This window comes from Lysobacter hankyongensis, assembly GCF_039543145.1.
Classification (GTDB): domain Bacteria; phylum Pseudomonadota; class Gammaproteobacteria; order Xanthomonadales; family Xanthomonadaceae; genus Lysobacter_I; species Lysobacter_I hankyongensis.
The window spans coordinates 135123-162096 of record NZ_BAABJE010000001.1; the positions used below are offsets into that span (position 1 = coordinate 135123).

General features: G+C 68.2%; 25 protein-coding genes, 1 tRNA gene and 1 pseudogene. 11 read left to right on the plus strand and 16 right to left on the minus strand.

The window, feature by feature from the left end:
- Positions 1-8 precede the first annotated feature (8 nt).
- Complete coding sequence (rnfB, locus tag ABD974_RS00625; RefSeq protein ID WP_345301335.1) at positions 9-461, plus strand: Rnf electron transport complex subunit RnfB; 453 nt, start codon at positions 9-11, stop codon at positions 459-461.
- The gene (locus tag ABD974_RS00630) at positions 458-1183 is read left to right on the plus strand and encodes a hypothetical protein (RefSeq protein ID WP_345301336.1); all 726 of its coding nucleotides are present in this window, start codon (positions 458-460) and stop codon (positions 1181-1183) included. The genes rnfB and ABD974_RS00630 overlap by 4 nt, the downstream gene beginning before the upstream one ends.
- A 4-nt stretch (positions 1184-1187) precedes the next feature.
- On the opposite strand, the gene ABD974_RS00635 is transcribed toward ABD974_RS00630, so the two are convergent.
- The 7 genes from ABD974_RS00635 to ABD974_RS00665 all read right to left on the minus strand — a co-directional run bounded on the left by ABD974_RS00635 (position 1188) and on the right by ABD974_RS00665 (position 10624).
- Complete coding sequence (locus tag ABD974_RS00635) at positions 1188-2771, minus strand: XVIPCD domain-containing protein (protein WP_345301337.1); 1584 nt, start codon at positions 2769-2771, stop codon at positions 1188-1190.
- A gap of 148 nt (positions 2772-2919) precedes the next feature.
- Complete coding sequence (locus ABD974_RS00640; RefSeq protein WP_345301338.1) at positions 2920-3903, minus strand: TraB/GumN family protein; 984 nt, start codon at positions 3901-3903, stop codon at positions 2920-2922.
- A 47-nt stretch (positions 3904-3950) separates the two neighbouring features.
- Positions 3951-4913: a DUF1684 domain-containing protein gene (locus tag ABD974_RS00645; RefSeq protein WP_425562604.1), complete on the minus strand. Its 963-nt coding sequence runs from the start codon at positions 4911-4913 to the stop codon at positions 3951-3953.
- A 2-nt stretch (positions 4914-4915) separates the two neighbouring features.
- Positions 4916-6775 carry a DNA mismatch repair endonuclease MutL gene (mutL, locus tag ABD974_RS00650; RefSeq protein WP_345301930.1) on the minus strand — a complete coding sequence of 620 codons (1860 nt, stop codon included), beginning with the start codon at positions 6773-6775 and terminating at the stop codon, positions 4916-4918.
- A 138-nt stretch (positions 6776-6913) separates the two neighbouring features.
- On the minus strand, positions 6914-8530 hold the full coding sequence (locus ABD974_RS00655) for an N-acetylmuramoyl-L-alanine amidase (RefSeq protein ID WP_345301339.1): 1617 nt from the start codon (positions 8528-8530) through the stop codon (positions 6914-6916).
- Between the two features lie 88 nt (positions 8531-8618).
- Entirely contained in the window at positions 8619-9104 is a 486-nt protein-coding gene (gene tsaE / locus ABD974_RS00660) for a tRNA (adenosine(37)-N6)-threonylcarbamoyltransferase complex ATPase subunit type 1 TsaE (protein ID WP_345301340.1), read from the minus strand.
- The gene (locus tag ABD974_RS00665; RefSeq protein ID WP_345301341.1) at positions 9101-10624 is read right to left on the minus strand and encodes an NAD(P)H-hydrate dehydratase; all 1524 of its coding nucleotides are present in this window, start codon (positions 10622-10624) and stop codon (positions 9101-9103) included. Before ABD974_RS00665 ends, tsaE begins: the two co-directional genes overlap by 4 nt.
- Between ABD974_RS00665 and queG the strand changes: the two genes are divergently transcribed.
- A complete protein-coding gene (gene queG, locus ABD974_RS00670; RefSeq protein WP_345301342.1) occupies positions 10623-11714 on the plus strand; it encodes a tRNA epoxyqueuosine(34) reductase QueG in 1092 nt (363 codons plus the stop codon). The genes ABD974_RS00665 and queG overlap by 2 nt on opposite strands.
- Before the next feature lie 15 nt (positions 11715-11729).
- Here the strand turns inward: queG and ABD974_RS00675 are convergent, their stop codons facing one another.
- The 7 genes and pseudogenes from ABD974_RS00675 to pcnB all read right to left on the minus strand — a co-directional run.
- Entirely contained in the window at positions 11730-12134 is a 405-nt protein-coding gene (locus ABD974_RS00675; RefSeq protein WP_345301343.1) for a hypothetical protein, read from the minus strand.
- A gap of 31 nt (positions 12135-12165) precedes the next feature.
- On the minus strand, positions 12166-13695 hold the full coding sequence (gene pgi / locus ABD974_RS00680) for a glucose-6-phosphate isomerase (protein ID WP_345301344.1): 1530 nt from the start codon (positions 13693-13695) through the stop codon (positions 12166-12168).
- Positions 13696-13807: 112 nt separating this feature from the next.
- Positions 13808-14674, minus strand: a complete 867-nt coding sequence (gene panC / locus ABD974_RS00685; protein ID WP_345301345.1) for a pantoate--beta-alanine ligase — start codon at positions 14672-14674, stop codon at positions 13808-13810.
- A 31-nt stretch (positions 14675-14705) separates the two neighbouring features.
- Positions 14706-15122, minus strand: a complete 417-nt coding sequence (locus tag ABD974_RS00690; protein ID WP_345301346.1) for a hypothetical protein — start codon at positions 15120-15122, stop codon at positions 14706-14708.
- Positions 15119-15934 carry a 3-methyl-2-oxobutanoate hydroxymethyltransferase gene (panB, locus tag ABD974_RS00695; protein WP_345301347.1) on the minus strand — a complete coding sequence of 272 codons (816 nt, stop codon included), beginning with the start codon at positions 15932-15934 and terminating at the stop codon, positions 15119-15121. Before panB ends, ABD974_RS00690 begins: the two co-directional genes overlap by 4 nt.
- Positions 15935-16014: 80 nt before the next feature.
- A complete protein-coding gene (folK, locus tag ABD974_RS00700) occupies positions 16015-16557 on the minus strand; it encodes a 2-amino-4-hydroxy-6-hydroxymethyldihydropteridine diphosphokinase (protein ID WP_345301348.1) in 543 nt (180 codons plus the stop codon).
- Positions 16554-17864 (minus strand): annotated as a pseudogene (gene pcnB, locus ABD974_RS00705) (polynucleotide adenylyltransferase PcnB); the annotation flags it as partial. The pseudogene pcnB and the gene folK, both read right to left, overlap by 4 nt.
- A 195-nt stretch (positions 17865-18059) precedes the next feature.
- On the opposite strand from pcnB, the gene ABD974_RS00710 reads away from it, so the two are divergent.
- Together ABD974_RS00710 and fdxA are read left to right on the plus strand one after the other, a co-directional pair.
- Positions 18060-18135, plus strand: a tRNA-Glu gene (locus tag ABD974_RS00710).
- 205 nt (positions 18136-18340) lie between these two features.
- The gene (gene fdxA, locus ABD974_RS00715) at positions 18341-18664 is read left to right on the plus strand and encodes a ferredoxin FdxA (protein WP_345301350.1); all 324 of its coding nucleotides are present in this window, start codon (positions 18341-18343) and stop codon (positions 18662-18664) included.
- Between the two features lie 135 nt (positions 18665-18799).
- Here fdxA and ABD974_RS00720 read toward each other — a convergent pair whose 3' ends face one another.
- Both ABD974_RS00720 and dapA read right to left on the minus strand, forming a co-directional pair.
- Complete coding sequence (locus ABD974_RS00720; RefSeq protein WP_345301351.1) at positions 18800-19336, minus strand: hypothetical protein; 537 nt, start codon at positions 19334-19336, stop codon at positions 18800-18802.
- A 71-nt stretch (positions 19337-19407) separates the two neighbouring features.
- On the minus strand, positions 19408-20310 hold the full coding sequence (gene dapA, locus ABD974_RS00725) for a 4-hydroxy-tetrahydrodipicolinate synthase (RefSeq protein WP_345301352.1): 903 nt from the start codon (positions 20308-20310) through the stop codon (positions 19408-19410).
- Between the two features lie 346 nt (positions 20311-20656).
- On the opposite strand from dapA, the gene ABD974_RS00730 reads away from it, so the two are divergent.
- The 6 genes from ABD974_RS00730 (at position 20657) to ABD974_RS00755 (ending at position 26881) form a co-directional block, all read left to right on the plus strand.
- Positions 20657-21223, plus strand: coding sequence for a glycine cleavage system transcriptional repressor (locus ABD974_RS00730; protein WP_345301353.1), 567 nt, complete (start codon positions 20657-20659; stop codon positions 21221-21223).
- 2 nt (positions 21224-21225) lie between these two features.
- Positions 21226-21723, plus strand: coding sequence for a peroxiredoxin (locus ABD974_RS00735; RefSeq protein WP_345301354.1), 498 nt, complete (start codon positions 21226-21228; stop codon positions 21721-21723).
- A 160-nt stretch (positions 21724-21883) separates the two neighbouring features.
- Positions 21884-23284 carry a PhoH family protein gene (locus ABD974_RS00740; protein ID WP_345301355.1) on the plus strand — a complete coding sequence of 467 codons (1401 nt, stop codon included), beginning with the start codon at positions 21884-21886 and terminating at the stop codon, positions 23282-23284.
- Position 23285: 1 nt separating this feature from the next.
- Positions 23286-24836: a 2OG-Fe(II) oxygenase gene (locus ABD974_RS00745; protein WP_345301356.1), complete on the plus strand. Its 1551-nt coding sequence runs from the start codon at positions 23286-23288 to the stop codon at positions 24834-24836.
- 84 nt (positions 24837-24920) lie between these two features.
- Positions 24921-25175: a helix-turn-helix domain-containing protein gene (locus ABD974_RS00750; RefSeq protein WP_345301357.1), complete on the plus strand. Its 255-nt coding sequence runs from the start codon at positions 24921-24923 to the stop codon at positions 25173-25175.
- A complete protein-coding gene (locus tag ABD974_RS00755; RefSeq protein WP_345301358.1) occupies positions 25172-26881 on the plus strand; it encodes a SulP family inorganic anion transporter in 1710 nt (569 codons plus the stop codon). Before ABD974_RS00750 ends, ABD974_RS00755 begins: the two co-directional genes overlap by 4 nt.
- Positions 26882-26974: the final 93 nt, after the last annotated feature.

The window sequence follows — 26974 nt, forward strand, 5'->3', positions numbered from 1 at the left end:
CCATTCCGATGCGTGCCGCCGGACCCGAGACACCGCCGCTCGTCGAACGCCTCGACCGCCTGTTGCCGCAGACCCAGTGCGGCCAATGCGGCTACGCCGGCTGCCGGCCGTACGCCGAAGCGATGGCGCAGGGCGAGGCCGGTATCGATCACTGCCCGCCCGGCGGCGATGCCGGCGCGCGCGCGTTGGCGCATGCGCTGGGCGTGCCCACGCAGCCCTACGACCGCACGCGCGGCGAACACAAGGCGGCGCAGGTCGCGGTGATCGTGGAAGCCGACTGCATCGGTTGCACCAAATGCATCCAGGCCTGCCCGGTCGACGCGATCCTCGGCGCCGCCAAACACATGCATACGGTGATCGAACCGCTGTGCACCGGCTGCGAACTGTGCATCCCGGCCTGTCCGGTCGACTGCATCGTGCTGGAACCGCCGCTCGCATCCGCGGCCGAAGGGGCGCCATGACCTATCGCGCGCTCGACGCCGACGCGATCATCGCCACCTGCGCGCGGCTGAACGCGCGCATCGACGAGCGTTTCCGCGACTCTGGCCTGTCGAAGGTCGCGAAGGAGGTTCTCGCGGTCTCGCGCGAGACCACTGATCGGATCACCGAGATCCGCCTTCCCAACTGGTGGATCCGCGGTGCGAGCGCCTTGGCGGTGCTGATCGTGGTGGCGCTGCTGTTCGCGCTGGCGATGTCGGCATCGATGCCGAAGACCGGACTGGAACTGTTCCCGCTGCTGCAGGTGGTGGAATCGGCGGTGAACGACGTGATCTTTCTCGGGATCGCGGTGTTCTTCCTGTCGACCCTGGAAACCCGCCTGAAGCGCCGCAAATCGCTGCGCGCGCTGCACCAGTTGCGCAGCCTCGCGCATGTCATCGACATGCATCAGCTGACCAAGGACCCGGAACAGTTGGTCTCGCCGGCGTGCAGCACGCCATCGTCGCCGCAGCGTGCGCTCAACGCTTTCGAACTGGGGCGTTACCTCGATTACTGCACCGAGATGCTGGCCATTCTCAGCAAACTCGCGGCCCTGCACGCGCAGGACCTCGACGATCCCGAGGTGCTCGGCGCTGTGAACGACATCCAGGGGCTGACCACCGGGCTGTCGTCGAACATCTGGCAGAAGATCGTGATCCTCGACAATCTGCGGATGCGCGGCGCCACTGTCGCCGACGCGCGCTGAGGCTTCAGGCCAGGCGCGGCCCGCGCGAGGCTTCGGCGTTGTCCTGCTGCTGTGGCTGCACGCCCTCCGCCGCGGCCTGTCGGGCGATCACCGCATCCAGGTTCTGCGTCAGCGGCTGCCGCGCGGCCACCGTGGCGTCGACCGAGGCATGGAAATACGGTTCGCGATCCTGGTTCGGCGTGTACATCGCGAACACCCGGGGTCCACCGCTCCCCTGATCCGAGACCAGCACATGATCGACCTGGCGCACGCTCGGGTCGCGATCGACTTCGCGCAGGAGCGCAGCGGCGATGTTGCGGGTGGCCTCGCCGTCCCAGCGACCGTCGCGCGACACCGTGGCGGCGATCGTGTCGAAGTCGGTGCGGCGACGCCCGCCGAGGCGTTCGAGCGGTTCGAGCGCGCCGACGCCGTCGGCGCCATAGCCGTCGGCGTCGGGCCCCTTGCCCGGCTTCCCGGTCTTGCCGGGCTCGACCTTCCCCGGGGCGGTCGACCTTGCCGGTTGCTCCTGCTTGTCCTGGATGTTGTCGACCACCGGATCGAAGGTCTTCTTCACCGGTACGCCGGTGCTGGTGTCGTAGTAGACGAAGGGCTTGCCCCCGGGCAGCTTCAGATAAGGTTCCAGCTGCTTTTCGTCGAGGCCGATCGCCTTCATGTTGATGTGGACCTGCGACGGACGCATGCCATAGCTGGCGTACAGCTCGGGCAATTGCGCCTCGATCGAAATGATGTGCTGGAGGGCGCGCACGGCGACGTGATTGGTGTAGTCCTGATCCTTGCGCGCGCCGAACATGGTGTCGGAAGCCGGGTCGTTGAAGTATTCCCGCCCCACGGCCCGCCGGTTCGCGGCGTTCTCCGGCATCGTGAAGTCGGCATTGAGCACCACGCCCGGCTGCAGCGCATAGCGGTAATTCGGCGCTTCGCCGCTGCGATGGATGTACTCGCCGGTGCGTTCCGGCGCGGCTTCGTGGATGGTCGCCAGATCGGGCGTGCGCCCTTCGGCGCGGATCATGGAAACCACCGCATTGAAACCCGCGATTTCGGCCACCGCTTCGCTGCGTCGACTGGCCTCGACATAACCGGACAGCGCGCGGGTGTAGTCGTGCGGCGGCTGGGACACCGCCCCCGGCGCCTGGCCGTTGCCGGGAATGACGAAGCGATGCATTTCCTTCGAGGCGGCCGCCTCGAATTCGAGGAACTGCCGCTTGTCGGCGGCAGGCTCGAGCGCATGCCGGGTCTCGTGCGCCGCCAGATAGATGTTCTGCCCCATCCACTGCGGATCCTGATGACCGATCGCGAGTTCGCCGTAATTCATGCGCAGAACGCGATCGTTGGGATCGTAATTGCCGCCCGAGAAACCGTTGTGGTTGATCTCGAAACCGGCGAGTTGCCCGTCGCGGACGGCCTGCACCATCAATGCCTTGAGATACGGCGAACGATCGAGCATGGCCTCGAAATTCTTCGCCGCATCTTCATTGCCGCCGCCGTGGCGGGTGAGCGTGGTCTTGAAGGCCTCCACCATCGCGCGGAGCTTTTCTTCGGGCGTGGGGTCGTGCGCAGCCTGCGGCGTCTCTGCGGTGGATGTGGTCATGCGGATCGGATCGAGCAGGAGTGGTTGATCGAACAGGGGAAGATCCGCGGTCCCGGGCAGGCGCTGGTCCCGCTCCGCCCCGGAATCGGGGCGGCATGATCGCACAACGTGACCGTGCGCACATCCGTGCGCCGATCCGGGCGGGCCGTCAGTCTGCGGCGCAGGCCGAACAGATGCGCTCGACCGTATACCCCTTGGCACGCAGCTTCTCGACCACGCCATCATCGCCGAGCAGATGCAGGGCGCCGACCACCACCAGGGTGTCGTCGCGGGTCTCGCCATCGAGCATGCGCTGCAGCTTCGGCACCCACGCATCGTTGCGCGCCACGTTGATCCGCCGATACAGCGCCGGGTATTGGGTGCGCATCTCCGCGGCCATGCCGTTCCACAGCGCGGTCGCGTCGCCGCGTCGCCAGGCGCCGTGCAGTTTCTCGATCTCGACCGTCGCGTCGTCGGCTTCGTTCAGCGACTCTTCGAGGAACTGCAGTTGTTCGTCCTTGCCCATGCCGTCGAACACCGCGATCTGTTCGCTGCCTTGTTCGAGCCCGAGCGTCGGCTTCGACGCCTTGCGGGCGCGATCGCTCAGATGCATGTCGAGACCGATCGCGGGGTCGAGACCCAGCTTGTTCATCTCGACGATGGAAATGGTGAGGCCGACGAACCAGGGCTCGAACATCTGGAACACCTGCGGCGCCAGGCCGATCTTCTGCAGCGACGCGGCGTTGGCCTCGTTCCAGGCCCGCAGCTTTTCGGCCACCGGCGCCGGCAGTTCGCTGTCGAGCGTCGTGCCGTCCCGGCGCAACGCGGCCTGCCCCATCGCCATGCCCAGCGCCGGCGACGACATTTCCTCCGGCGACAGTTCGAACACCACCGTCTCGGCATCGTCGAACGCGCCGTCGACGTCCTTCGACAGCGGATAGTCGCTCGGCTTCAGCATGTGGAACGAGCCGAGCAGATAGATCTCGTTGTCGGCGTCCGAAACTTTCCACAGCAACGGCACCGGCGACGGGGCGTCGGCGAGGGCCGCTGCAGCGGGCTGCGCGCGATCGGCGGCGACGGCGGCCACCGAGACGGCGGCGGCGATGGACACGGCGATCAGGGACAGTGCGACGAAGGCGGAACGAAGGCGCATGGCGATCCTGGGGGCGGGATGCGTGGAGAAAACGATCGGAAAAACGATCAGTGCTTGACGCCGTAGCGCTTCTCGCCGGCGGTGATCGCGAGATCGAGCCGGTTCTCGTTCGGCGGCAGCGGACAGGTGGCGAACGGGGTGAACGCGCAGGGTGGATTGTAGGCGCGGTTGAAATCGATCATGACCTTGCCTTTCGCATCGGGGCGGGGCACGTCGAGATAGCGGCCGGCGCCGTAGGTTTCGTGGCCGCTGGTGCGGTCGGCGATGATCAGCGACAGCGTGTCGCCGCCCGGATCCAGCGCTTCGATGCGGAAGGTCTTGCCGTCGCGCTGGAACTCCAGCGCGCCGGGATTCGGTGTGTTCTCGGTGGTGCCGATGATCGTGGCGATCGGCAGCACGGTGCCGGCCGGATGCGGCACGAAAGTGGCCTCGACGCGCCAGTCGCGGTTCGGCGGCCAATATTCCAGGCCCTTGAACTGCAGTCGCGTCGGCGCATCGGCGTGCTTGACCCGCAGCGCGCGATTGCCGGCGCGTTCGATCACGGTGAGCTTGCCCTTGCCCTCGTCGAAACCGACGACGCTCGGCGCGCCGGTACTGTCGTCCTTCAATTCCACCCGACCCTTCAGCGGCTCACCGTCGAGCGTGAGCGGCACGCCGGGCTCGGGCGTGAAGAACACGCGGTTGCCGTCGCGGGTGAACATGCCCAGCGATTCCGGGCCCATCGCCAGGCGGATGCCGCTGCGCGCGCTGCTGCCCACGTAATGCGATTTGAGCGTCAGCCAGTGCAGTCCGATCAGGCTGGACCAGCCGTCCGGCGCGGTCAGATCTTCCTGGCGCTGGATCCGCCAGAGATTCTCGTCGGACAGATACTGCGCCTCGGCCGCGCTCATCGCCGCGTCCTCGGCGGGCGTCTTCTTCTCGCTGCAGCCGACCAAGGCCAACAGCGCCAGAATCAGAGCGCCGACCGTCGCCTTCGCGATACTCATCTCCGCGTGCATTTTCGTCTTCATGCTCAACGCCCCCTCAGGAACCAGCGATCGATCTCGCCCAACGTGAATTTCGCCCAGGTCGGGCGGCCATGATTGCATTGCCCGGAACGTTCCGTGGCTTCCATCTCGCGCAGCAGCGCGTTCATTTCCGGGAGACTCAGGCGGCGATTCGCGCGCACCGCGCCGTGGCAGGCCATGGTCGCCAGCAGCTCGTCGCGCGCGGAGGCCACGCGTCGTGACGCGCCATGCTCGACCAGATCGGCGATCACGTCGCGGAACAAGGCTTCCACCTCGCCTTCGGCCAGCAGCGCCGGCACGCCGCGCAGCGCGATGCTCTGCGGGCCGCTGCGGGTGATCTCGAACCCCAGCGCGGCCAGGGTCGCGGCTTCGCGTTCGGCGGTCTCGGCTTCGCGCTCCGACACCGCGACGGTCTGCGGCACCAGCAGCGGCTGCATGCGCAGGCCGACGCTGTCGTGCGCGGTCTTCAGCTTTTCGTAGCCGATGCGCTCGTGCGCGGCGTGCATGTCGACCACGATCAGGCCGTCGGCGGTCTCGCTGAGGATGTAGATGCCGTGCAATTGCGCGATCGCGTAGCCCAGCGGCGGCACCTCGCCGTCCTGCGTCTCGGGCAGCGGGCGCACCGCCGGCTGCGGCTGCGAGGACGGCGCGGCGTACAGCGCGGCGTAAGCGGCGCGGGCGTCGTCGACGCGCAGGCCCAGACCGGTCTGTGGCATCGGCCGGTTCCACGCCTGCGCGTAGGGCGATGGCGTCGATGACGATGCGCCGAGGTCCATCGATGACGGAAACGACGACGGCGATGCGACTTCCCCCGGCATTCCGGCGGACACGCCGGCGGGCGCGCCCGCACGGGTCTCGGCCAGCGCGGCCTGCAGCGTGCGGTAGACGAAGTCGTGGATCGCGCGACCGTCGCGGAAGCGGACTTCGTGTTTCGCCGGATGCACGTTCACGTCGACCCGGCGCGGATCGACTTCGAGGAACAGGACATACGCCGGCTGGCGGCCATGGAACAGCACGTCGGCGTAGGCCTGCTTCACCGCATGCGCGATGCTGCGATCGCGCACCGCGCGGCCGTTGACGAACAGATACTGCTGATCGGTGCTGGCGCGCGAATACGCCGGCTGCGCGATCCAGCCGCTGAGCCGCATCAGGCTGCCGCTGTCGGTGGACAGCGGCGCGGCGTGGTCGACCTGCAGCGCATTGGCGAGGAATTCCTCGCTCAGCGTCTCGGCCAGGCGTTCGCCCGAGAACAGCGCGCCGCCGTCGCCTTTGTAGCGGCGGAGCGGCTTGCCGTTGTGGCTCACGCGCAGTTCCACGTCGGGCCGGGCCAGCGCGAGCTGGCGCAACCATTCCTCGATATGGCCGAGCTCGGTGCGCTCGGCGCGCAGGAATTTGCGCCGCGCCGGCACGTTGTAGAACAGATCGCGCACTTCGACCGTGGTGCCGGCGGGCTGCTGTTTCGGTGCCGGTTCGCCGACCCGGCCGCCGTCCACGGCGAGCGCGATGCCATGGTCGTCGTCGCCGCGGCGCGAGGCGATGATGAAGCGACTGACCGATGCGATCGACGGCAGCGCTTCGCCACGGAAACCGAGCGTGGCCACGGCTTCGAGGTCGTCGAGCGATGAAATTTTGCTGGTGGCGTGGCGCTGCACCGCGAGCGCCAGTTCCTCGGGCGCGATGCCGCCGCCGTCGTCGCGCACGCGGATCAGGCGCACGCCGCCCTCTTCCAGATCAATGTCGATGCGCCGCGCGCCGGCGTCGATCGCGTTCTCGACCAGCTCCTTCACCACCGAGGCCGGGCGTTCGATGACTTCGCCGGCCGCGATCTGGTTGACGAGGGTGTCGGGGAGCTGGCGGATGGTCACGTCGGAGGATGGCGCCGGCGTGCGGCGTTCGCGGGAACAGACGCGATCATAATCCGCATGCGCATGCGCCGCAGGGATCCTGTACACGGATTCGCCCACGACGAAGACGTGGGGCGGCATGCCGACGCCGCGATGCGATCAGGGACTGCCGCCGGTGGAGATGACCTTCGGCGCCGCGGCGCTGGCCACCACCGTCGCTTCCTGGGCCTTGGCGCGCGCGGCGTACAGCGTGCCCGGCGGCGGCTGGCGGGTGAAATACGCATCGACGCCCTGCAGCACGGCCTTGGCCAATGTCCGCTGGTAGGCGGGATCGATGAGCCGGCGCTCCTCGTCGGGATTGGAGATGAACGCGGTCTCGACCAGCATGGCCGGCATGTCGGACGTGCGCAGCACCGAGAAATTCGCGCGTTCGATGTTCGGCTTGTGGTTGAAGCCGATGCTCTTCAGGCCCGAGAGCACGTGGCCGGCGGCGTCTTCCGATGCTTTCATCTGCCCGCTCTGGGTCAGATCGAGCAGCACCGTCGCCAGCGTGTTGTCCGGCTTTCTCACGCCCGCCCCGCCGATCAGGTCGGCGGCGTTTTCCTTGTCGGCGAGCCAGCGCGCACGCTGCGAGGAGGCGCCGCGCAGCGACAGCACGTAGACCGACGACCCCTTCGCGGCGCGGTTTTCGGCGGCGTCGGCGTGGATCGAGATGAAGATGTCGGCCTTGGCCTGACGGGCCAGTTGGGTGCGGCGCGGCAGCGGCAGGAACATGTCGCTGTCGCGGGTCAGCACCGCCTTCAGCCCCGGCGTCGCGTTGATCTGGCGCGCGAGCTCGCGGGCGATCGCGAGGGTCACGTCTTTTTCGCGCTTGCCGGTCGGACCGATCGCACCGGGATCCTGGCCACCATGACCGGGATCGATCGCGACGATCAGCGGCCGCGTGCCCGCACGCAGGTCGCGCAGGGTCTTGCCGCCGGCCGGCGCAGGCGGCTCGGCGGTGGCCACTGCCGGCGGTGGCGCGGTCGTGCCTGTGGCTGTGCCTGTGCCGGAAAGTGCGCCAGAAGATGACGTTGCGGCCGGAACCGCCGCGGTGCCGCCCGCGAGAATTTGCGCGGGCGTCTGCATCGCCGAAGGCGGGATCGTCGACGCGGCGGACTGCGATGCGACCGTGGCCGCCGGCTTGACGGCCGCCGGCGCGAGAACCGTCGGTGCGGACGCTGTCGGTGCGGATGCTGTCGGTGTGGATCCTGTCGGATTCGGCGCGCCCGCATTCGCGACGGCCGGATTCGCGGCCGAGGGATGCGGCGCGGACGGCTGCTGAGCCGCCGCATGGGTCGCCGGGGGCACGGCCGCGACCGGCTTGTTGCCGTCGCCGGGCCATTCCAGCACGAGCCGTGCGCTGCCGTCGGCAGCGCGCTCCAGGCGCGGCTTGAGCGGCGTGACCGGCGTGGCCAGATCGAACACGATGCGGGTGGTGCCCGGTGCGGGCTGCCCGCGGCGCACCGCCTTGATCACGCCGACAGGCGCCGGCAATTGCAGGGTGCGGGCGGCATTGGTGTCGGGGAGATCGACCACGAAGCGGTCGGGGTTGGCGAGGCGCAGCGTGCGGAAGGCGACGTCGGCCTGCAGATGCAGTTCCGCGCGCGTGCCGGTGGCGCCGTCGCTCAGCTGCAGATCCTTGATTTCATTGGCCTGCGCAAGGTTCCAGCACAGGGCCGCCAGCAAGGCCAGGCCCAGGATGATCTGCTGTACGGTGGTCCCCTTGACGCGCATGGCCGGTAGTCAAACACCAGCCGCGGATTTTTTCAAGCACTTTTCCCTTGATAATCCGCAACCTGGCGCGACTTTCTGCCCCGTGGGTTCAGCAAGGGGCCGCAAGCCCCTGCCCGGCCGCAAGTCGTTCCAGCCAGACGCGGCCCGCCGGGCTCAGCGGCGTGAGCGCGCAGCGACGCCCTTGGCCCTCGATCGCCAGCGCCACGTGCAGGTCGGGCGTGGGCAGCGCATCGCCGCCGCGCTCCGGCCATTCGACCAGCCACAGCGCCGCATCGGCATCGTCCAGCCCGAGGAATTCCAGCTCGGCGCCATCGCCGATCCGGTACAGGTCCAGATGCAGGGCTTCGCCGCCCGCGGCGAGCGGATAGCGTTCGACGAGGGTGTAGGTCGGGCTGCGGATCGCACCGCTCACCCCCAGCGCACGCAGCCAGCCGCGCGCCAGCGTGGATTTGCCGGCGCCGAGATCGCCCTGCAACAACACGACGGCCGGCCGCGGCGCGGTCTGCGCCAGCCCCCGCGCGAGTCGTTCGGTGGCGTCGGCGTCGGCAAGCTGCAGCACCATCGATGCGGTCATGCGCGCGCCACGGGATTCGCGAGACGACGCAGCTGCGGGAAGAGATCCGACGGCAGCAGCCCGCGCTCGCCGCCATCGCGCGCGGCGGCATCGCCGGCCGCGGCATGCAGCAGCGCGCCGCAGACCGCAGCCTCGAAACACGAAAGCCCCTGCGGACGCCCCTGTGCGAGCAGCGCCGCGATCGTGCCGGTCAGCACATCGCCCATGCCGCCGGTGGCCATGCCGGGATTGCCCGCATCGACGATCGCCGGAATCTCGCCGGGCGCCGCGATCACGCTGCCTGCGCCCTTCAACACGACCGTGCACGCGTAGCGTCCCGCAAGCCTGCGTGCGGCCTGCACGCGATCGCGTTCGACCTCGGCCACGGTCTCGCCCAGCAGTCGCGCCGCTTCGCCCGGATGCGGCGTGATCACCGCATCGCCGAGGGTCCGGGCATCGCGACGCGCGATCGCGTTCAGCGCATCGGCGTCGAGCACGCGCGGCAGATCGGTCGCGAGTGCGGCGTCGAGCATCGCGGCGCCCCATTCGCCGTCGCCCAGGCCAGGGCCGATCGCGATCACGCTGGCGGCGTCGAGCAGCGGCTGCAGTTCGCTCGCGTCATCCACCGCGCGCGTCATGCATTCGGGGCGCCGTGCCAGCAGCGCGGGCACGTGTTCGGCGCGGGTCGCCGCGCTGACCAGGCCCGCCCCGGTGCGCAATGCGGCTTCGGCGCAGAGCGCAAGCGCGCCGCCGTAACCGCGATCGCCCCCGATGCACAGCACATGCCCGAACCGCCCCTTGTGCGCATCGCGCGCGCGCGGCGGAAACCAACGCGGCAACGCGGCGATGCGCGCGATGCACGCGGCGGGCTCGAGATCGTCGAAGACGTGATCGGCCAACCCCAGGGTGTCGATCACCACCTCGCCCGCCGCGACGCGGCCGCGACCGGTGTAGAGACCGGGCTTGCCGGCGATGAACGCCAGCGTCACGTCGGCGCGCACCGCGACGCCATCGTGATGGCCGCTGTCGGCATCGACGCCCGAGGGAATGTCGAGCGCGAGGATCGGCGCCGCGTTGTCGTGATCGAGCGCGGCGACCAGATCCGCGGCGGCGCCTTCGAGCGCGCGATGCAGGCCGATGCCGAACAGCGCGTCGACCCAGACATCGACCTGCGGCAGCCCGTCGTCGACGACGAAGGTCGCCGCTTCGCCGCCGGCCAGCAGATAGGCCTCCGCGGCGCGGCGCGCCGCGCCCGCCTTCACCTCATCGCCCAGGCGCAGCACGAACACGTGGCGTCCGGAACTGCGCGCCAGCTCAGCCAGCACGTAACCGTCGCCGCCGTTGTTGCCGGGCCCGCAGACCACGCCGATGCGCTGGGCCTCGGGCCAGCGATCCAGCAGCAGTCGCCACGCGGCCAGACCGGCGCGGGCCATCAGGTCGTCCTCGTCCAGACCGACGCGGGACATGGCCACCTGTTCGGCGACGCGCACCGCGGCGCTGCGATGGACCTTCGGCAGATCGTGGAGGAAGCCGTTGCGCATGCCCGGATTCTATACTTCCCCGGTGAATGCCCGCTCCGACATCGATCTCAATGCGCTCGCCCGCCGGGTGAAGACGCTGGCGGCCGGATTCGGTTTCCAGCGCTGCGGGATCGCCGATATCGCGCTGGGCGAGGACGAAACCCATCTGCGCGACTGGCTGGCGCAGGGGCTGCATGGTTCGATGCGCTGGATGGCCGAGCACGGCGACAAGCGCAGCCGTCCGGCCGATCTGGTGCCGGGCACCCTGCGGGTGATCTCGGTAGGCCTGGATTACGGCCGCGATCCCGACGAGGCCTGGGCGACGCTGGACGACGGCGAACGCGCCTACGTCGCGCGCTACGCGCTGGGTCGCGATTACCACAAGCTGATGCGCAACCGGCTGCAGAAACTCGCCGATCGCATCGCCGCGGAGATCGGCCCGTTCGGGCATCGCGTGTTCGTGGACTCCGCGCCGGTGCTGGAGCGCGCGCTGGCGCGCAACGCCGGGCTCGGCTGGATCGGCAAACACACCTGCCTGATCGACAGCGACGGCGGCTCGTGGTTCTTTCTCGGCGAGTTGTACGTCGACCTCGCGCTGCCCATCGACCCGCCCGCGACCGCGCACTGCGGCACCTGCACGCGCTGCATCGAGATCTGTCCGACGCAGGCGATCGTCGCGCCGTACCGGCTCGACGCGCGGCGCTGCATCGCCTATCTCACCATCGAACACGAAGGCGCCATCGATGAAGATCTGCGGCCGCTGATCGGCAACCGCATCTTCGGCTGCGACGACTGCCAGCTCGTCTGCCCCTGGAACAAGTTCGCGCAGCGCACCGACGAGCCGGATTTCCGGGTGCGCAACAACCTGGATCAGGCGACTCTGGCCGAGCTGTTCGCATGGCGCGAAGACGAATTCCTGCAGCGCACCGAAGGCTCGCCGATCCGACGCAGCGGTTACGCGCGCTGGCTGCGCAATCTCGCGATCGCCCTGGGCAATGCGCCGACCACGCCGGACGTCGTCGCCGCGCTGGCATCGCGTCGCGACATCGACGATGCGATGGTGCGCGAACATGTTCAATGGGCACTAAAAAATCATACCGAAAGCTCTTGAAACAAGAGAATTTTGCTATTTCGGCAAGAGATCAAATTTATCCTCATAAGCATGAGGGGTCGTCCAATTGATACCCCAACGCTGATGCGAAGCACCTCTGCCTTCGGCTCTATGCTTATGAGCCCGCCAAAGACGCATCGCGTCGTCACTAGGAACGATAAAGCATCGAGGATGCTTATCGCTCGGAATATAAACAAAAGCCAAGAACAATTCTGGACTTACAGGCTTTTCACTGTATTGCCAGAAATTAGCAGTACTTTGCCCTTTGACGTCTATTCCAAAATGCTTGCCGCCCGGACTCACGACCAATAGATCTTCTTTCGGAAATCGACTATCGGTGAACTGAACAGTATAACCAAGCAATGCGAGTCGGTACATCAGATAACCGCGCGCAGCTTGTTCGGTTTGATGCTTGCTCATGTCGACCCATCGCCTTAAGACAAAAACAGCATCATCCCCAAGCGCGATCGCGGATCTCCGCCAGCAACGCCCGCGTCACCGGATCGTCAACCTCGGCATCGCCCTGCAGCGCCGGCAACAGCTTGTTGGCGACCTGTTTGCCGAGTTCGACGCCGAACTGGTCGAAGGCGTTGATGCCCCACAGCACGGACTGCAGATAGACGCTGTGTTCGTACATCGCGATCAGCGCGCCCAGCGATTCCGGCGTCAGTGCATCGAGCAGCAACAGCGTGCTCGGGCGATTGCCGGCGTAGGCGCGATGCGGGTCGTCGCTGGCCTGTCCGTTCGCGAAGGCCTCGGTCTGCGCCAGCAGATTCGCGAGCAGCGCGGCGTGATTGTCCTCGTGCGCGTGATCGGCGCGGATCACGCCGATGAAATCCGCGGGCACGATCTGCGTGCCCTGATGCAGAGCCTGGAAGAAACTGTGCTGGGTGTCGGTGCCCGCCCCGCCCCACCACACCGGCACGGTGTGGCCGGCCAGCGCGCCGCCGTCGAGTCGCACGGATTTGCCGAGGCTTTCCATCACCAGTTGCTGCAGATAGTTCGGCAACAGGCGCAGACGCTCGTCGTAGGGCAGCACCGCCTGCGCCGCCGCGTGCAGTGCGTTGCGGTTCCAGATCGCGGTGAGCGCATGGCAGACCGCGAGATTGCCGCGCAGCGGCGCGGACAGCACATGCGCGTCCATCTCCGCGGCGCCCGCGAGCAGCCGTTCGAAACCATCCATGCCGATCGCCAGCGCGATCGGGAAACCGACCGCCGACCATAGCGAATAACGACCGCCGACCCAGTCCCACATCGGCAGGATCCGGTTTTCTTCGATGCCGAAGGCCGCGGCGCGCGCCACGTTGGCGCTGACCGCGTAGATGCGGCCGCCGTCGCGGCCCGCATGGCCGCCGAGCCAATCGCGCACCACGGTGCCGTTGAGCAGGGTTTCCTGGGTGCCGAAGGTCTTCGAGATCAGGATCGCGGCGGTGCGCGCGGGATCCAGCGATTCCAGCGTGCGGCGCACCGCATTGCCGTCGACGTTGGACACGAAATGCACGCGCAGCCCGGCGTCGCCGTCGGCCAGCGCATCGGCGACGAGGCGCGGCCCCAGATCGGAACCGCCGATACCGACGCTGACCACGTCGGTGACGCCGGACGCGCGGATGCTGTCGACCAGCGTCGCCATCCGCGCGCGCGCGGCGCGCGCCTGCGCGGACGCGTCGCGGGCGATCGCGCTGTCTGAGAGATCGCCGCGCAGCGCGGTATGCAACGCGGCACGGCCCTCGGTGACGTTGACCGGATGACCGTCGAACAGCCGTCGCACCGCCTCCGGCAGATCCGCGCGTTCGCCCAGCGCGAACAGCGCGTCGACCGCGGCGCGATCGTAATGCTGGCGGGCGAAGCTGGCGTACAGCGGGCCGACGCGCAGCGCGAAGTCGCGCGGGCGATGCAGGTCTTCGGCGATCAGGCGGGCGATCGGCGTGCTGCGAAGACGATCGGCGTGCGGATGCAGCGTATCGAAGTCGGAATGCGGCATGGCGGGACTCGTTGCGGGGGCATGCGGTGGCAAGGCCGCATCTTGCCAGATGCGGCCTGCGTGCGGGCATCGCCCGGGGTGCAAACGAAACCAGCGCCGCGGTCGCCGCGGCTCAGCCCAGCGCGAATTCGAGGTTGTCGATCAACCGGGTCCGGCCCAGGCGCGCCGCGATCAATGCCACCCGCGGGCCCGGCACCGCGTAACCGGCGGGCGAGATGTCGGGTTCGGCCAGATCCGGCGTGCGGATCGCGGCGTAATCCACCGAGAACCCGACGTCCTCCAGGCGCAGCGCGGCGCCGGCCTCGACCGAGGTGCGCGAAGCGCCGGCCAGCAATTGCGCGCGCATGTCCTGCAGCGTGCGATGGATCTCCGCGGCGATCACGCGGTCTTCGGCGGAGAGGTACTGATTGCGCGAACTCATCGCCAGGCCGTCGGCCTCGCGCACGATCTCGCCGCGCAACAGCGTCAGCGGATAGGCCAGATCGGTGACCATCTGCTGGATCACCGCGAGCTGCTGGAAATCCTTCTTGCCGAACGCGGCCACGTCCGGCTGCACTTGGTTGAACAGACGCGCCACCACCGTGCACACGCCGTCGAAATGGCCCGGCCGATGCGCGCCTTCCAGCACGTCGGCCACGCCGGGCACGCGCATGCGCACCGCAAGATCGACGCCGAAGGGATACATGCCCTCCACCGTCGGCAGCCACAGCGCATCGCAGCCGGCGGCTTCGAGGCCGCTGGTGTCGGCTTCCGGCGTGCGCGGATAACGGGTGAAATCCTCGTTCGGCCCGAACTGGGTCGGATTCACGAACACGCTGGAAATGATCCGGTCCGCATGCTGCCGCGCCAGCGCGACCAGCGAATAATGTCCGGCATGCAGATTGCCCATGGTCGGCACGAAGCCGATGCGCAGGCCCTCGCGGCGCCAGCCGAGGATCCGCTCGCGCAGGCCGCGCAGTTCGGTGATGGTTTCGATCATGGGCGTCTTCGATGTTGGAGAGTGCGGCGTATCAGCCGGCCAGGATGCGGACCCATGCGGCATGGACCCAGCCGGACGCGCAGGGACCACGATACGCATGGGCCTTCGGGAGCGCGCCGGAGACGCCGCATGCGTCCGAGGTCTGACCCGCACGCGGATAGACGATGGCCATCCACTTCCCGTCGGGGGACATCCCGCAGACGTAGAAGGCATCGCCTTCGCGCAGGCGGTCGCGCATGGCGTAATCCGCGCCCGGGCCGCCGCGCACGGCGAGGAATCCGTCGCCCGCCGGATTCAGCCCGGACACTTCGGCCCAACTGCCGCAGGCGTCGAGCGATGCTTCCTGGCCGACGATCACCGGCATATCGCGCCGCGCGGCCGCGGCCGCGCATGCGACCAGCATCGCCGCGACGACGACATGCTTCCGGAGGGTGCACGCGCGGCTCATTGGTAGGCGTGCGCCGCGTCGGGAAAGCTGCCGTCGCGCACCGCCGCGCAGTACGCCTGCACGGCGCCGGCGATCGAACCGCCTTCGACAAGGAAATCCTTCACGAACTTCGGCCGGCGATGACCGCCGTCGAGACCGAGCATGTCGTGCAGCACCAGCACCTGACCGTCGCAGTGCGGGCCGGCGCCGATGCCGATGGTCGGGATCGCGCTGGCGGCGGTGATCGCCTGCGCCAGCGCGGTCGGCACGCATTCCAGCACCAGCAGCGATGCGCCGGCATCGGCGACCGCACGCGCATCCTCGCGCAGCTTCGACGCCGCGCGCTCCTCGCGCCCCTGCACCTTGAAACCACCGAAGCGCAGCACCGACTGCGGCGTGAGGCCCAGATGCGCCGAGACCGGAATTTCGCGTTCGACCAGGAAACGGATGACGTCGAGCTTGTGCGCGGCCGCGCCTTCGAGCTTCACCATCTGCGCGCCAGCCTGCAACAGCCGGGTGGCGGCATCGAGCGCGCGCTCGGGCGTGGCGTCGGCCTGGAACGGCAGATCCGCGACCAGCAGCGCGCGGGTCAGGTGCGAGGCGACCGCGGCGGTGTGATAGGCGATGTCGTCGACCGTGACCGGCAGGGTCGAGCCCTCGCCTTTCACCACCATGCCCAGCGAATCGCCGACCAGGATCAGATCGACGCCGTTGCGATCGAACACGCGCGCGAACACCGCATCGTAGGCCGTGAGCATCGCCAGCCGGCGACCTTCGCGCTTGGCGTCGGCCAGAGCGGGCACGGTCCAGGGCTTGTCTTCTTGAATGGCCATGAGCGTCCAGAAGGTGGCCGGAGAGGAAGAGGCCGGAGGGCGCCTAGCCTAACAGGTCGACCCGCGACGTTTCAGGCGTTTCAGCGTTCCGGAATCGGGGCGATCCCGCCCCGCTCGACCCGGGACAGCGCCTGCCGGGCGGCGCCGTGGCCCGGGATGTCGATGTCGTCCACCAGGTCGAGCAGCGGGACCAGCGCGAAGGCGCGCTCGTGCAGGCGCGGATGCGGGATCCGCAGGCCCGGCAGGTCGATCGCCGCATCCCCGTACAGCAGGATGTCGAGATCGAGCGTGCGCGGCCCCCAGCGATCGCTGCCGTCGGCGGCCCGGCGGCGACCGAAATCGCGTTCGATGCCCAGCAACTCATCCAGCAGCGTGAGCGGCGGAAGCGCGGTTTCGACCACGGCCACCGCATTGACGAAATCGGCCTGGTCCTTCTGGCCCCAGGCCTGCGTGCGGTAGAAGCGCGAAACGCCGAGAAAACGGCTGCGCGGCACGGTCATCAGACGGTGTACCGCCGACCGCAGCATCGCGACGCTGTCGCCGACATTGCCGCCCAGGCCGACGAAGGCGAGGACCGGACCGCTGCGACGCACTTCGCCGAGCCCCTCCGCTGCGGTATTCAATGTCCGACCGCCGCAGGTCGACGCCGCCGACGGCGACGCGGGCCGCGGGATTCTCCGCCTTCCGCCGCACCGTCCTCTTCGTCCAGGGAAGGACGCAGGGCGGCGACCGCGAGCGCGTGATCGGGATCGCGCTGCGCCTCGGCCCAGAACGCGATGTCCGCGGCGTGACTATCGGACGCGGTCTGGCGCAGCAGCAGGAAATCGTAGGCGGCGCGGAAGCGCGGCTGCGCCAGCAGGCGCACCACGCGCTTGCGCTGACGCTGCGAGAAACGCGTCTGCAACAGCCAGATTTCCTGCATCGGGAGCGAGAACCGGCGCGGAAGCGCCACGGTCGCGACCTGATGCAGCGTGACGCGGTCGGCGGCGCGGCGTTCGGCCTCCGCCGCGTGCACGCCCTGCGCCTGCAGCATCGCCAGCGTGCGGCAGTACGCCGGCCACAGCAGCAGCGCGAACAGGAACGCCGGCGACACCGGTTCGTCGGCGGCGATGCGCGCATCGGTGGCGCGCAGGCCCTCCAGCAACATCCGGCGCAGGGCACCGCTGCGGTTGGACGCCAGCGCAGCCGCGGTTTCCGGCATCAGCGCCGCCAGCAGGCCATGCGCTTCGAGCCGCAGGAAACTGGCTTCGGCATGGCCGGCGAGGAACAGCTTCAGGCATTCCTCGAACAGGCGCGCGGGCGACGCTTCCTGCAGCAGCGGCGCGAGCCGCGGAATGGGGTCGGCGCTGGCGGCATCGATCGAGAAGCGCAGCTTCGCCGCCAGCCGGATCGCGCGCAGCATGCGCACCGGATCCTCGCGGTAGCGGGTGTCGGGATCGCCGATCAGTTTCAGCACGCGATTGCCGACATCGTCGAAACCGCCGGTGTAATCGCGCACCGAGAAATCGGCGATCGCGTAATACAGCGCGTTCGCGGTGAAGTCGCGGCGGATGGCATCGTCTTCAATCGTGCCGTAGACGTTGTCGCGCAGCACGCGGCCGTCCTCGTCGGTCTCGCGGTCGCCGCTGCCGTCGTCGCTGTTGGCGCGGAAGGTGGCGACTTCGATGATCTCGCGACCGTAGACCACGTGGGCGAGCCGGAACCGGCGACCGATGAGCCGGCAGTTGCGGAACAGGTGCTTCACCTGCTCCGGCGTGGCGTCGGTGGCCACGTCGAAATCCTTGGGATGTTCGCCCAGCAGCAGGTCGCGCACCGCGCCGCCCACCAGATAAGCGCCGTAGCCGGCTTCGTGCAGCCGATACAACACCCGGAGCGCGCTGGGACTGATGTCCTTGCGCGAAATCGCATGCTGATCCCGGGGGATGGTCCGCGGCGCGGCGTGCTGGGGCGTGGGTTCGGTCATCGAGTACGGAGTCTGGGGAGGCGCGATCGGATCGGACGTTGTTCAAGACAGCAGGTGACCCGCTATACTAGCAGGCATGTCGCCATCGACCGTTCGACTCAGGCCGTTCCGGCCTCGAACCACCCGCTGTCGACACCGTTCGCAAGTCCCGAACGCTTCAATGCTCCCTTCGTCTAGAGGCCCAGGACGTGGCCCTCTCAAGGCTAAAACACGGGTTCGAATCCCGTAGGGAGCGCCATCTCCGAAGCCCGCGTCGCAAGACGCGGGCTTCGTTCTTTTCGCGCTGCCGCAGGGTTCGAACCGGGTTCGACATGTCCGCCCGGAGCGCCGGAGACCCTCGACGAGGTCCGGAATTTCGCGCCGATGGCCTTCGCCTTGGCCCGCCGCCGTCATACACTGATGTTCCTGCAGTTCCCTCCCACCGTCCCTGCCTGGTCGCGCCAATGCCTTTCGTCGTCACCGAAAACTGCATCAAGTGCAAATACACCGACTGCGTCGAAGTCTGCCCGGTCGATTGCTTCCACGAAGGTCCTAACTTCCTGGTGATCGATCCGGACGAGTGCATCGACTGCACCCTCTGCGAGCCCGAGTGCCCGATCAACGCGATCTACCCTGAAGACGATGTGCCTGCCGGGCAGGAACGTTTCGTCGCGTTGAACAAGGAGCTTTCGGAGGTCTGGCCGGTGATCACGATCCGCAAGGATCCGCTGGCCGACGCCAAGGACTGGGAAGGCAAGCCGGACAAACTTCCGCTGCTGGAACGCTGACCGCGCGTCCACGCCGCTTCTGCGCGGGAACATGCAACGAAAACGGGCGCCGAGGCGCCCGTTTTCGTTTTCCGGACAGACCTTCCGGGACAGACGCCGGCGGATGCCGGCCTCGATCCCGGAGACCCGTCGATCTCAATTGCCGCCGAGCGACGCCTTCAGCGAAGCGATCAGCTTGGACGCACCGTCGTTGTCGGCCGGCAGGCCGCGCGGATCGACCGCCGACACCGTGCTGCGACCGTCGGCTTCGGTGATGCGGATCAGGAACTTGTAGCCCGCGTAATCGACATCGTAGGCACCCAGCACTTCGGCGCGGCTGGCGATACTCAGCCCTTGCGTCGCCGCCAGGGCCTCGCCGACGCGCGCGAACACGCTGGCGCGGTCGCCGGCCACGCTGAAACCGAGGCTGCGGGCGGCCGGATTGCCGCCGGGCAACGCGGACCGGCTGACCGAACCGCTGGCGGTGGTGGCGAGCGCACGCTCGGCCTCGGCCGGGTCGAACGCCGGCGGGAACTCCAGCGGGCGCTGGCTCTCTTCCGCAGCGTAGTAATTCTTCTTGCGGAACCAACTGCAGCCCGAGGTGCCGAGCACGGCGACGGACATCGCGACGAGGGTCGCGACCATCGCGGCGCGGGACAGGGCATGACGGACGTTCTGGCGGCTCGGGGACATGGGGACTCCTGGAAAAAACGGTGCGGGCGACGGACCCGGAAAGCGGTTCTGTAGGCGGCGGTGCGGCGGACTCAGGCCGCGGCGACCGCGGTTTCGCCTTCGATGGCGGCGATCCGCGCCGCCATCGCATCGGCGGTGGCGGCGTGAGTCGCGGAAAGCGTGGTCAGCGGCAGGCGCAGCCCCTGACCGATGCCCTGACGGGCGAGGATCGCCTTCACCGGAATCGGATTCGGCTCGATCCCCATGAAATCGAAGATCGGCTGAAGTTCGGCGTCCAAGGCCTCGGCCTCGGCGCGGCGACCGGCGCGGGCAAGGTCGCAAAAGCGGCGCATGGCGACCGGCAGCGCGTTGGACGCCACCGAGATCACGCCGTCGGCACCGGCGAGCATTGCGCGGGCCGCGGTGGGATCGTCGCCGGACAGCACGGCGAAGCCGGCGCCGCGCAATGCGAGCAGATCGGCCATGCGCTCGGGTTCGGGCCGGGCTTCCTTGATCGCCACGATCCGCGGATGCGGCGCCAGCTCGGCGACCGTCGCCGGCAGCAGATCGCAGCCAGTGCGGCCGGGCACGTTGTAGAGGACCACCGGCAGCGCACCGTCGTCGGCGACCGCGCGATAGTGCGCGATCAGGCCGGTCTGGGTGGGGCGGACGTAGGGCGGGGTCACCACCAGCGCGGCATCGGCACCCCAGGCGGCGGCGCTGCGGGTGAGTTCGATGGTCTTGGCGGTGTTCGACAGGCCGGTGCCGGCCAGCACCGGGATGCGTTTCGCGACCAGCCCCGCGGCGCGGCGCAGCAACGCCTCGTATTCGTCGTCGGTCAGGGCATTGGCCTCGCCGGTCGAGCCAGCCACCACCACGCCCTGGGTGCCGGCATCGATCTGCGATTGCAGCAGACGATCCCACGCGGAGAAATCGATGTCGCCGGACGCCGTGAACGGCGTGGCCAACGCGGTGATGCTGCCGGACAGGTGCACGCGGATGCCTTGGGAGTGCCTGGAGGTTCTGGGTGGCCGATGCGGTCTGCAGCGCGCCGGAGTGCCGGATGTTACTTGGGAAGGTCTGAACACTCCATCCTCCGCACAAGCGCCGCATCCGCGCGGCGGCCCGGATGCGCGGTCGGGCCGCCCCGCACAGGCAGCCACCGGAATCATGCGAATCAACCACTTGCGGAACGACCGGGACGCCCCCATCGAAGACAGGTCCGTTCACCTTGCGGGCCGAAACCGCAGGCCAGTATGCTGGCATGGAGTCCCCGGCGCGCAACGCACGACGGACCTGCGCATCATCCTTTCGCAACATTTTCCCGCCGCGGACGCCACCTTGACCGATTCTTCCACCGCCGCACGGCCTGCGCCGAACGAGAACTACCTGCTGATCAACGCCTATACGACGCATCCGCAGTCGCCGCTGTTGTCGGTGACCCGGCGGATCGCCGACAGCGGCTGCAATCTCGTCGACTCGCGTCTCTCCACCGTCGGTCGCGACGTCTCGGTCACCGCGCTGGCGGTGGGCCCGTGGGACGCCATCGCCAAACTCGAAGCCATGCTCACCCGGCTGGAGCGCGAGGAAGGGCTGAAGCTCATCTGGTACCGCACCGGCCCCAAGGCATTGCAGTCGAACCTGCTGCCGTACGTGGTTGAAGTGGTCGCCGCCGACAAGCCGGGGATCCTCTACCAGCTCGCGGATTTCTTCGATCGCCAGGGCATCACCATCGAAAGCCTGCACTGCGCGCGCTACCGCGCGATGCAGACCGGCGCCGACATGTTCTCGGCCCAGGTCACCATCGGCGTGCCCTCCGACATGCACATCGCCGCGCTGCGCGACGATTTCCTCGAGTTCTGCGACCATCTGAACCTCGACGCCATCATGGACCCGATGAAGTTCTGACGATGACCGACGCGAATCCTCCGATCGTTGGCAAGGCGCTTCCCAAGACCACGCTCGCCCTGCCGCTCGCGCTGTCCGACGGCAGCACGACCACGCTCTCCGCCCACGCCGGCGCATGGCTGGTGCTGTACTTCTATCCGAAGGATTCGACCCCGGGCTGCACCACCGAAGGCCTCGAATTCAACGCGTTGCTGCCGAAATTCGCGAAACTCGGCGCCGAAGTGTTCGGCGTCTCGCGCGATTCGGTCAAGTCGCACCAGAACTTCTGCGCCAAACAGGGCTTCGATTTTCTGCTGGTAAGCGACGGCGACGAGGCACTGTGCCGCGCCTTCGATGTCATCCACGAGAAGAACATGTACGGCAAGAAGGTGCTGGGCATCGTCCGCAGCACCTTCCTGATCGACCCCAAGGGCAGACTCGCCGCCGAATGGCGCGGCGTGAAGGTGCCCGGACACGCCCAGGCCGTGCTCGATGCGCTGAAGGCGGCCCAAGGTCAGTGACCTTCCTGCGCGACACCGCAGGTCACCGCCCCGCTCCGCGGGCCGCGGTGGTTCCGTGTCGCGCGATGTTCTCCGCGATGTTCTCCGCGGCGGGACGCGCCGAGACGCCCTCCCTCCGGATACAACCTCCTTTCCCCCGCATCGGTAAGCCGACCGCATGATGACCAAAGGCAAGCGCATCTACGTCCTCGACACCAACGTGCTGATGCACGATCCGACCGCGCTGTTCAAATTCGAGGAGCACGATGTCTACCTGCCGATGCAGGTGATCGAGGAACTCGACAACGCCAAGAAGGGCACGTCCGAAGCCAGCCGCAACGCGCGCCAGGTCAGCCGCTTCCTCAACGAGCTGATCGAAAGCAACGGCACCGACCGGATCGCGTCCGGACTCACGCTCAGCCGGCCGAAGGGCCTGCAACTGCGCGCCGCCGAGAGCATCGGCAAGCTGCGGTTCCAGACCGGCAGCTTCGACTCGGCCAAGCGCTTCGGCGCGGTGATGCCGGACAACCAGATCCTCGGCGCGATCCTGCATCTGCGCGAACAGGAGCCGGCGGTGCCGGTGGTGTTCGTGTCGAAGGACATCAACCTGCGGATCAAGGCCTCGATCGCCGGGATCGCCTCGGAAGACTACGAGAACGACCGCGCGCTCGACGATTTCAGCCTGCTCTACACCGGCGTCTCCGCGCTCCCGGAGGATTTCTGGCAACGCCACGGCGCCGACCTCAAATCGTGGACCGAGAAGGGCCGCACCTTCTACGAACTCAAGCGCGGCGACGACGAGGAGTGGTACCCGAACCAGTACCTCTACCTGCCCGGCGACGAAGAGGCGGAGATGCGCGTCGCGCGCGTCGACGGCGACCGCATCACCCTGCAGATCGTCGACGATTACCGCAGCCACCAGCACGCCGTGTGGGGTATCGCCGCACGCAACCGCGAGCAGAATTTCGCGCTCAACGCGCTGATGGACCCGGACATCGATTTCGTCACCCTGCTCGGCACCGCCGGCACCGGCAAGACCCTGCTCGCGCTCGCCGCGGGCCTGGCGCAGACGATGGACCAGCAGCGCTACCGCGAGATCATCATGACCCGCGCGACCGTGAGCGTGGGCGAGGACATCGGCTTCCTGCCCGGCACCGAAGAGGAAAAGATGACGCCGTGGATGGGCGCGCTGACCGACAACCTCGAAGTGCTGATGCCGAACACCCAGGACGGCGGCAGCTGGGGCCGCGCGGCGACCAACGACCTGCTGGCGTCGCGGATCAAGATCCGCTCGCTGAACTTCATGCGCGGCCGCACGTTCCTCACCCGCTGGCTGATCCTCGACGAGGCCCAGAACCTCACGCCGAAGCAGATGAAGACGCTGATCACCCGCGCCGGCCCGGGTACCAAGATCGTCTGCCTGGGCAACGTCGAACAGATCGACACGCCCTACCTCACCGAAACCACCTCCGGCCTGACTTACGCCGTCGATCGTTTCAAGGGCTGGGCGCACAGCGCGCACATCACGCTGAAACGCGGCGAACGTTCGCGACTGGCGGATTTCGCGTCGGAAGTGCTGTGAGGTGAACGCGGCGTGGTCTCCGGGCGGCGGCGCGATCGCGTTGCTGCCCGGTCGCGCATCGACCTGCTGGCTGCTGCCGGGTTTTCTCGATCCGGCCGAATGCGACGCCGAAATCGCCGCGGCGCAGGCCTGCGGCTTCGTCCGCGCCGACGCCGATTTCCCGCCGAGCTACCGCAACAATCGCCGGCTGGTGCGCGACGATGCCGCACGTGCCGATGCCCTGTATGCGCGATTGCGCGAACGGGTTGCACTGGAATCCCTTCTGCACGACGCGCAGGGTCGTCGCTGGCGCCCCACCGGCATCAACCCGCGGCTGCGCTATTGCCGCTACGAGCCAGGCGAGGCCTTCCATCTGCATCAGGACGGCGTTCGCCACGAGCCGCACGGACAGCGTTCGTTCCTGACCTTCATGATCTATCTCGACGACCCGGCGCACTTCGAAGGCGGCGCGACCCGGTTCTTCGCGCATGGCCCGCAGGGCGATGCCGATGGTGCGAATCCCCTGCTGCTGTCGCTGCGGCCGCCGCGCGGCAGTCTGATCGTGTTCGATCATGCCCTCTGGCACGACGGCGCCGAAGTGCTGTCCGGGGTCAAGCACGTGCTGCGCAGCGATCTGATGTTCGCGAGCCACGACACCGGCATCGATGTCGCGGACGAGATCGGGACCGACATCGAAAACGATGCCTCCGGCACGACGGCGTTCTCCCCGGGTCACCACGGTTACGTCTGGAAACTCGCGCGCCTGCGCGACGGCGGCGTGGCCAGCGCGGGACGCGATGCCGTGGTGCGCCTGTGGTCGTCCCAAGGCACGCTCCGCGGCACGTTGGCCGGCCATGCACAATCGGTGCTGGCGATGGCGCAGACCTCGGCCGACACTCTATTCACGCTGTCGCGCGATCGCACGCTGCGGCGCTGGGATCTGCAGCGGCGGGTCGAAACCGGTCGCACCGTCGCGCACGGCGGCGCAGGCCTCGCGCTCGCGGGCGATGCCGACGAATGCCTCATCAGCGCCGGCGCCGATGGCGCACTGCGCCGCTGGCGCGACATGGCCGTGGTCGCGCAGCGCGAAGCCGCGCATGCCGGATGGATCTGGGACCTCGCGCTGCATGGCAGCGTTGTGGTCAGCGCCGGCGAAGACGGCTTCGCGCGGCTGTGGCAGCGCGACGCTCTGACGCCGATCGCCGCGCTGCCGCATGCATCGCCGCTGCGCGCGCTGGCGATTCGCGGCGACAGCGACGGCATCACCCTCGTCTGCGGTGACATGCAGGGATACGGCCATGTGTGGCGCAGCGCGGATGGGCACGATTGGCAGCGTCACGGCGTTCGCCACCGCCATCGCGCGGCGATCCGCGCGCTGCGCTGGCTGCCCGACGGTCGTCTGGGCAGCGCCGGCGAAGACGGCCGCGTGGTGATCGACGATCCCGAAGGTGGCGGATGGCACGAGGCGACATGTCATGCGAATTTCGCGACCGACCTGCTCGGCTTTGCGGATGGCCGCCTGCTGAGCGCCGGTTACGATGGTCATCTGCGGGTTGGGCGTTGGCCGAATTGATGTTTCAAACATCAAAAAACACGCAATTTAGTTTATTTTACATGCGCACTGCATGATAATCGCCGTATCCGTCAGGAGGCGATCATGATCACCAGCCACCAGATGCGGGCCGCGCGCGCCCTGCTCGGGATCGACCAGAAACAACTGGCCGCGCTGTCAGGCGTGTCCCTGCCCACGATCCAGCGGATGGAGGCCAGCGAAGGCAACGTCCGCGGCGTGGTCTCTTCGCTGATCAAGATCGTGGACGCGCTGGATGCCGCCGGCGTCGAGCTGATCGGCAACGAACAGATCAGCCAGGCCCGCGGGCGCGGGGTGCGCCTGAAAGAGGTCGGATCGTGAGCGCCCACCCGCCGTCGAAACGGTTGCGCGAATTCGAGCCGAAAACCATCGCGGTCTTCCGTGCCGGATACGGCCTCGCCGACCTGCGCGCCGATGCGGTCGCCGGGCTGACGGTCGCGATCATCGCGCTGCCGCTGGCGATGGCGCTGGCGATCGCCAGCGGCACCACGCCGGAGAAAGGCCTGCATACCGCGATCATCGCCGGCTTCCTGATCTCCTTCCTCGGCGGCTCGAAGGTGCAGATCGGCGGGCCGACCGCGGCGTTCATTCCGGTGGTGTTCGCGGTCATCGAGAAGTTCGGCTACGGCGGTCTGATCCTGTGCACGCTGATGGCCGGGTTGATGCTGATCGCCGCCGGGCTGCTGCGGCTCGGCACGCTGATGAAATACATCCCGCAGCCGGTGGTGACCGGCTTCACCGCCGGCATCGCGGTCAGCATCTTTTCCAGCCAGATCAAGGATGCGCTCGGCCTGCGGATGGGACAGGTGCCGGCGGAATTCATCCCGCGCTGGGCGGCCTACGCGAAGCACATCGCGACCACCCAGCCGGCGGCGGTGGCGCTGACCCTGCTCGGCCTGTTCACGATCCTCGCGCTGCGCCGCTGGCGTCCGGCCTGGCCGGGCTTCCTCATCGCGCTGTTGCTGTGCACGCTGGTCAGCGCCGGTTTCGCGCTGCCCGCGGAAACCATCGGCAGCAAGTTCGGCGGGCTGCCGTCGGCGCTGCCGTCGTTCGATTTCCCTCATATTCCCTTCGAACGCACGCGCGAACTGCTGCCCAGCGCCTTCACCATCGCCTTCCTCGCCGGCGTCGAATCGCTGCTGTCCGCGGTGGTCGCCGATGGCATGACCGGCGGGCGCCATCGCTCCAACATGGAGCTGGTCGCCCAAGGCGTGGCGAACGCCGCGTCGGCGCTGTTCGGCGGGCTGCCCGCCACCGGCGCGATCGCGCGCACCGCCACCAATATCCGCGCCGGCGGGCGCACGCCGGTGTCCGGCATGCTGCACGCCGCGTTCCTGCTGGCGTTCATGCTGCTGCTCGCGCCGCTGATGCGCTACGTGCCGCTCGCCGGGCTGGCCGCGATCCTGCTGATCGTGGCCTGGAACATCAGCGAGGTCGAAGCCTTCCGCCATACCTTGTCGGCGCCGAAGGGCGATCGCCTGGTGCTGCTGCTGACCTTCTTCCTCACCGTGTTCTTCGACCTCACGCTGGCGATCGAGGTCGGTGTGGTGGTGGCGGCGTTCGTCTTCATGTTCCGCATGGCCGAAGCGGTGGAAGTGCAGTCCGGCGTGCGCATGATCGAAAGCGACGACGACAGCGGAGCGGACCCGACCCAGCGCGCGCGATTGCCCGCGGGCGTCGAAGCGTTCCAGATCAGCGGACCGCTGTTCTTCGGCGCCGCCAGTCGTCTGGACGACCTGCTCGATCAGTTCCGCGTGCCGCCCAAGGTCTTCATCCTGCGCATGCGTCTGGTGCCGGTGATCGACGCCAGCGGCGTGCATGCGCTGGAAGGCCTGCTGGAACGCTGCCAACGCCGCGGCATCACGCTGGTCGTGTCCGGGCTGCAGCCGCAGCCGCGACGCGTGCTCGCGCAGATGCGGCTGCATCCGCGCGAAGGCGCACTGCACATCGTTCCGGATTTCGACAGCGCGCTGCGTCTGGCCGACGACCTGATCGCGGGCACCGCGACCCAGGACCGGACCTCGTAGCTCGGCGTCACGCCATCACGATTCGATCGCGACAAGATCGCGATTCGATATGCATCGCCTATCGGCATATCGACGTTTGGACGATGTGCCGCC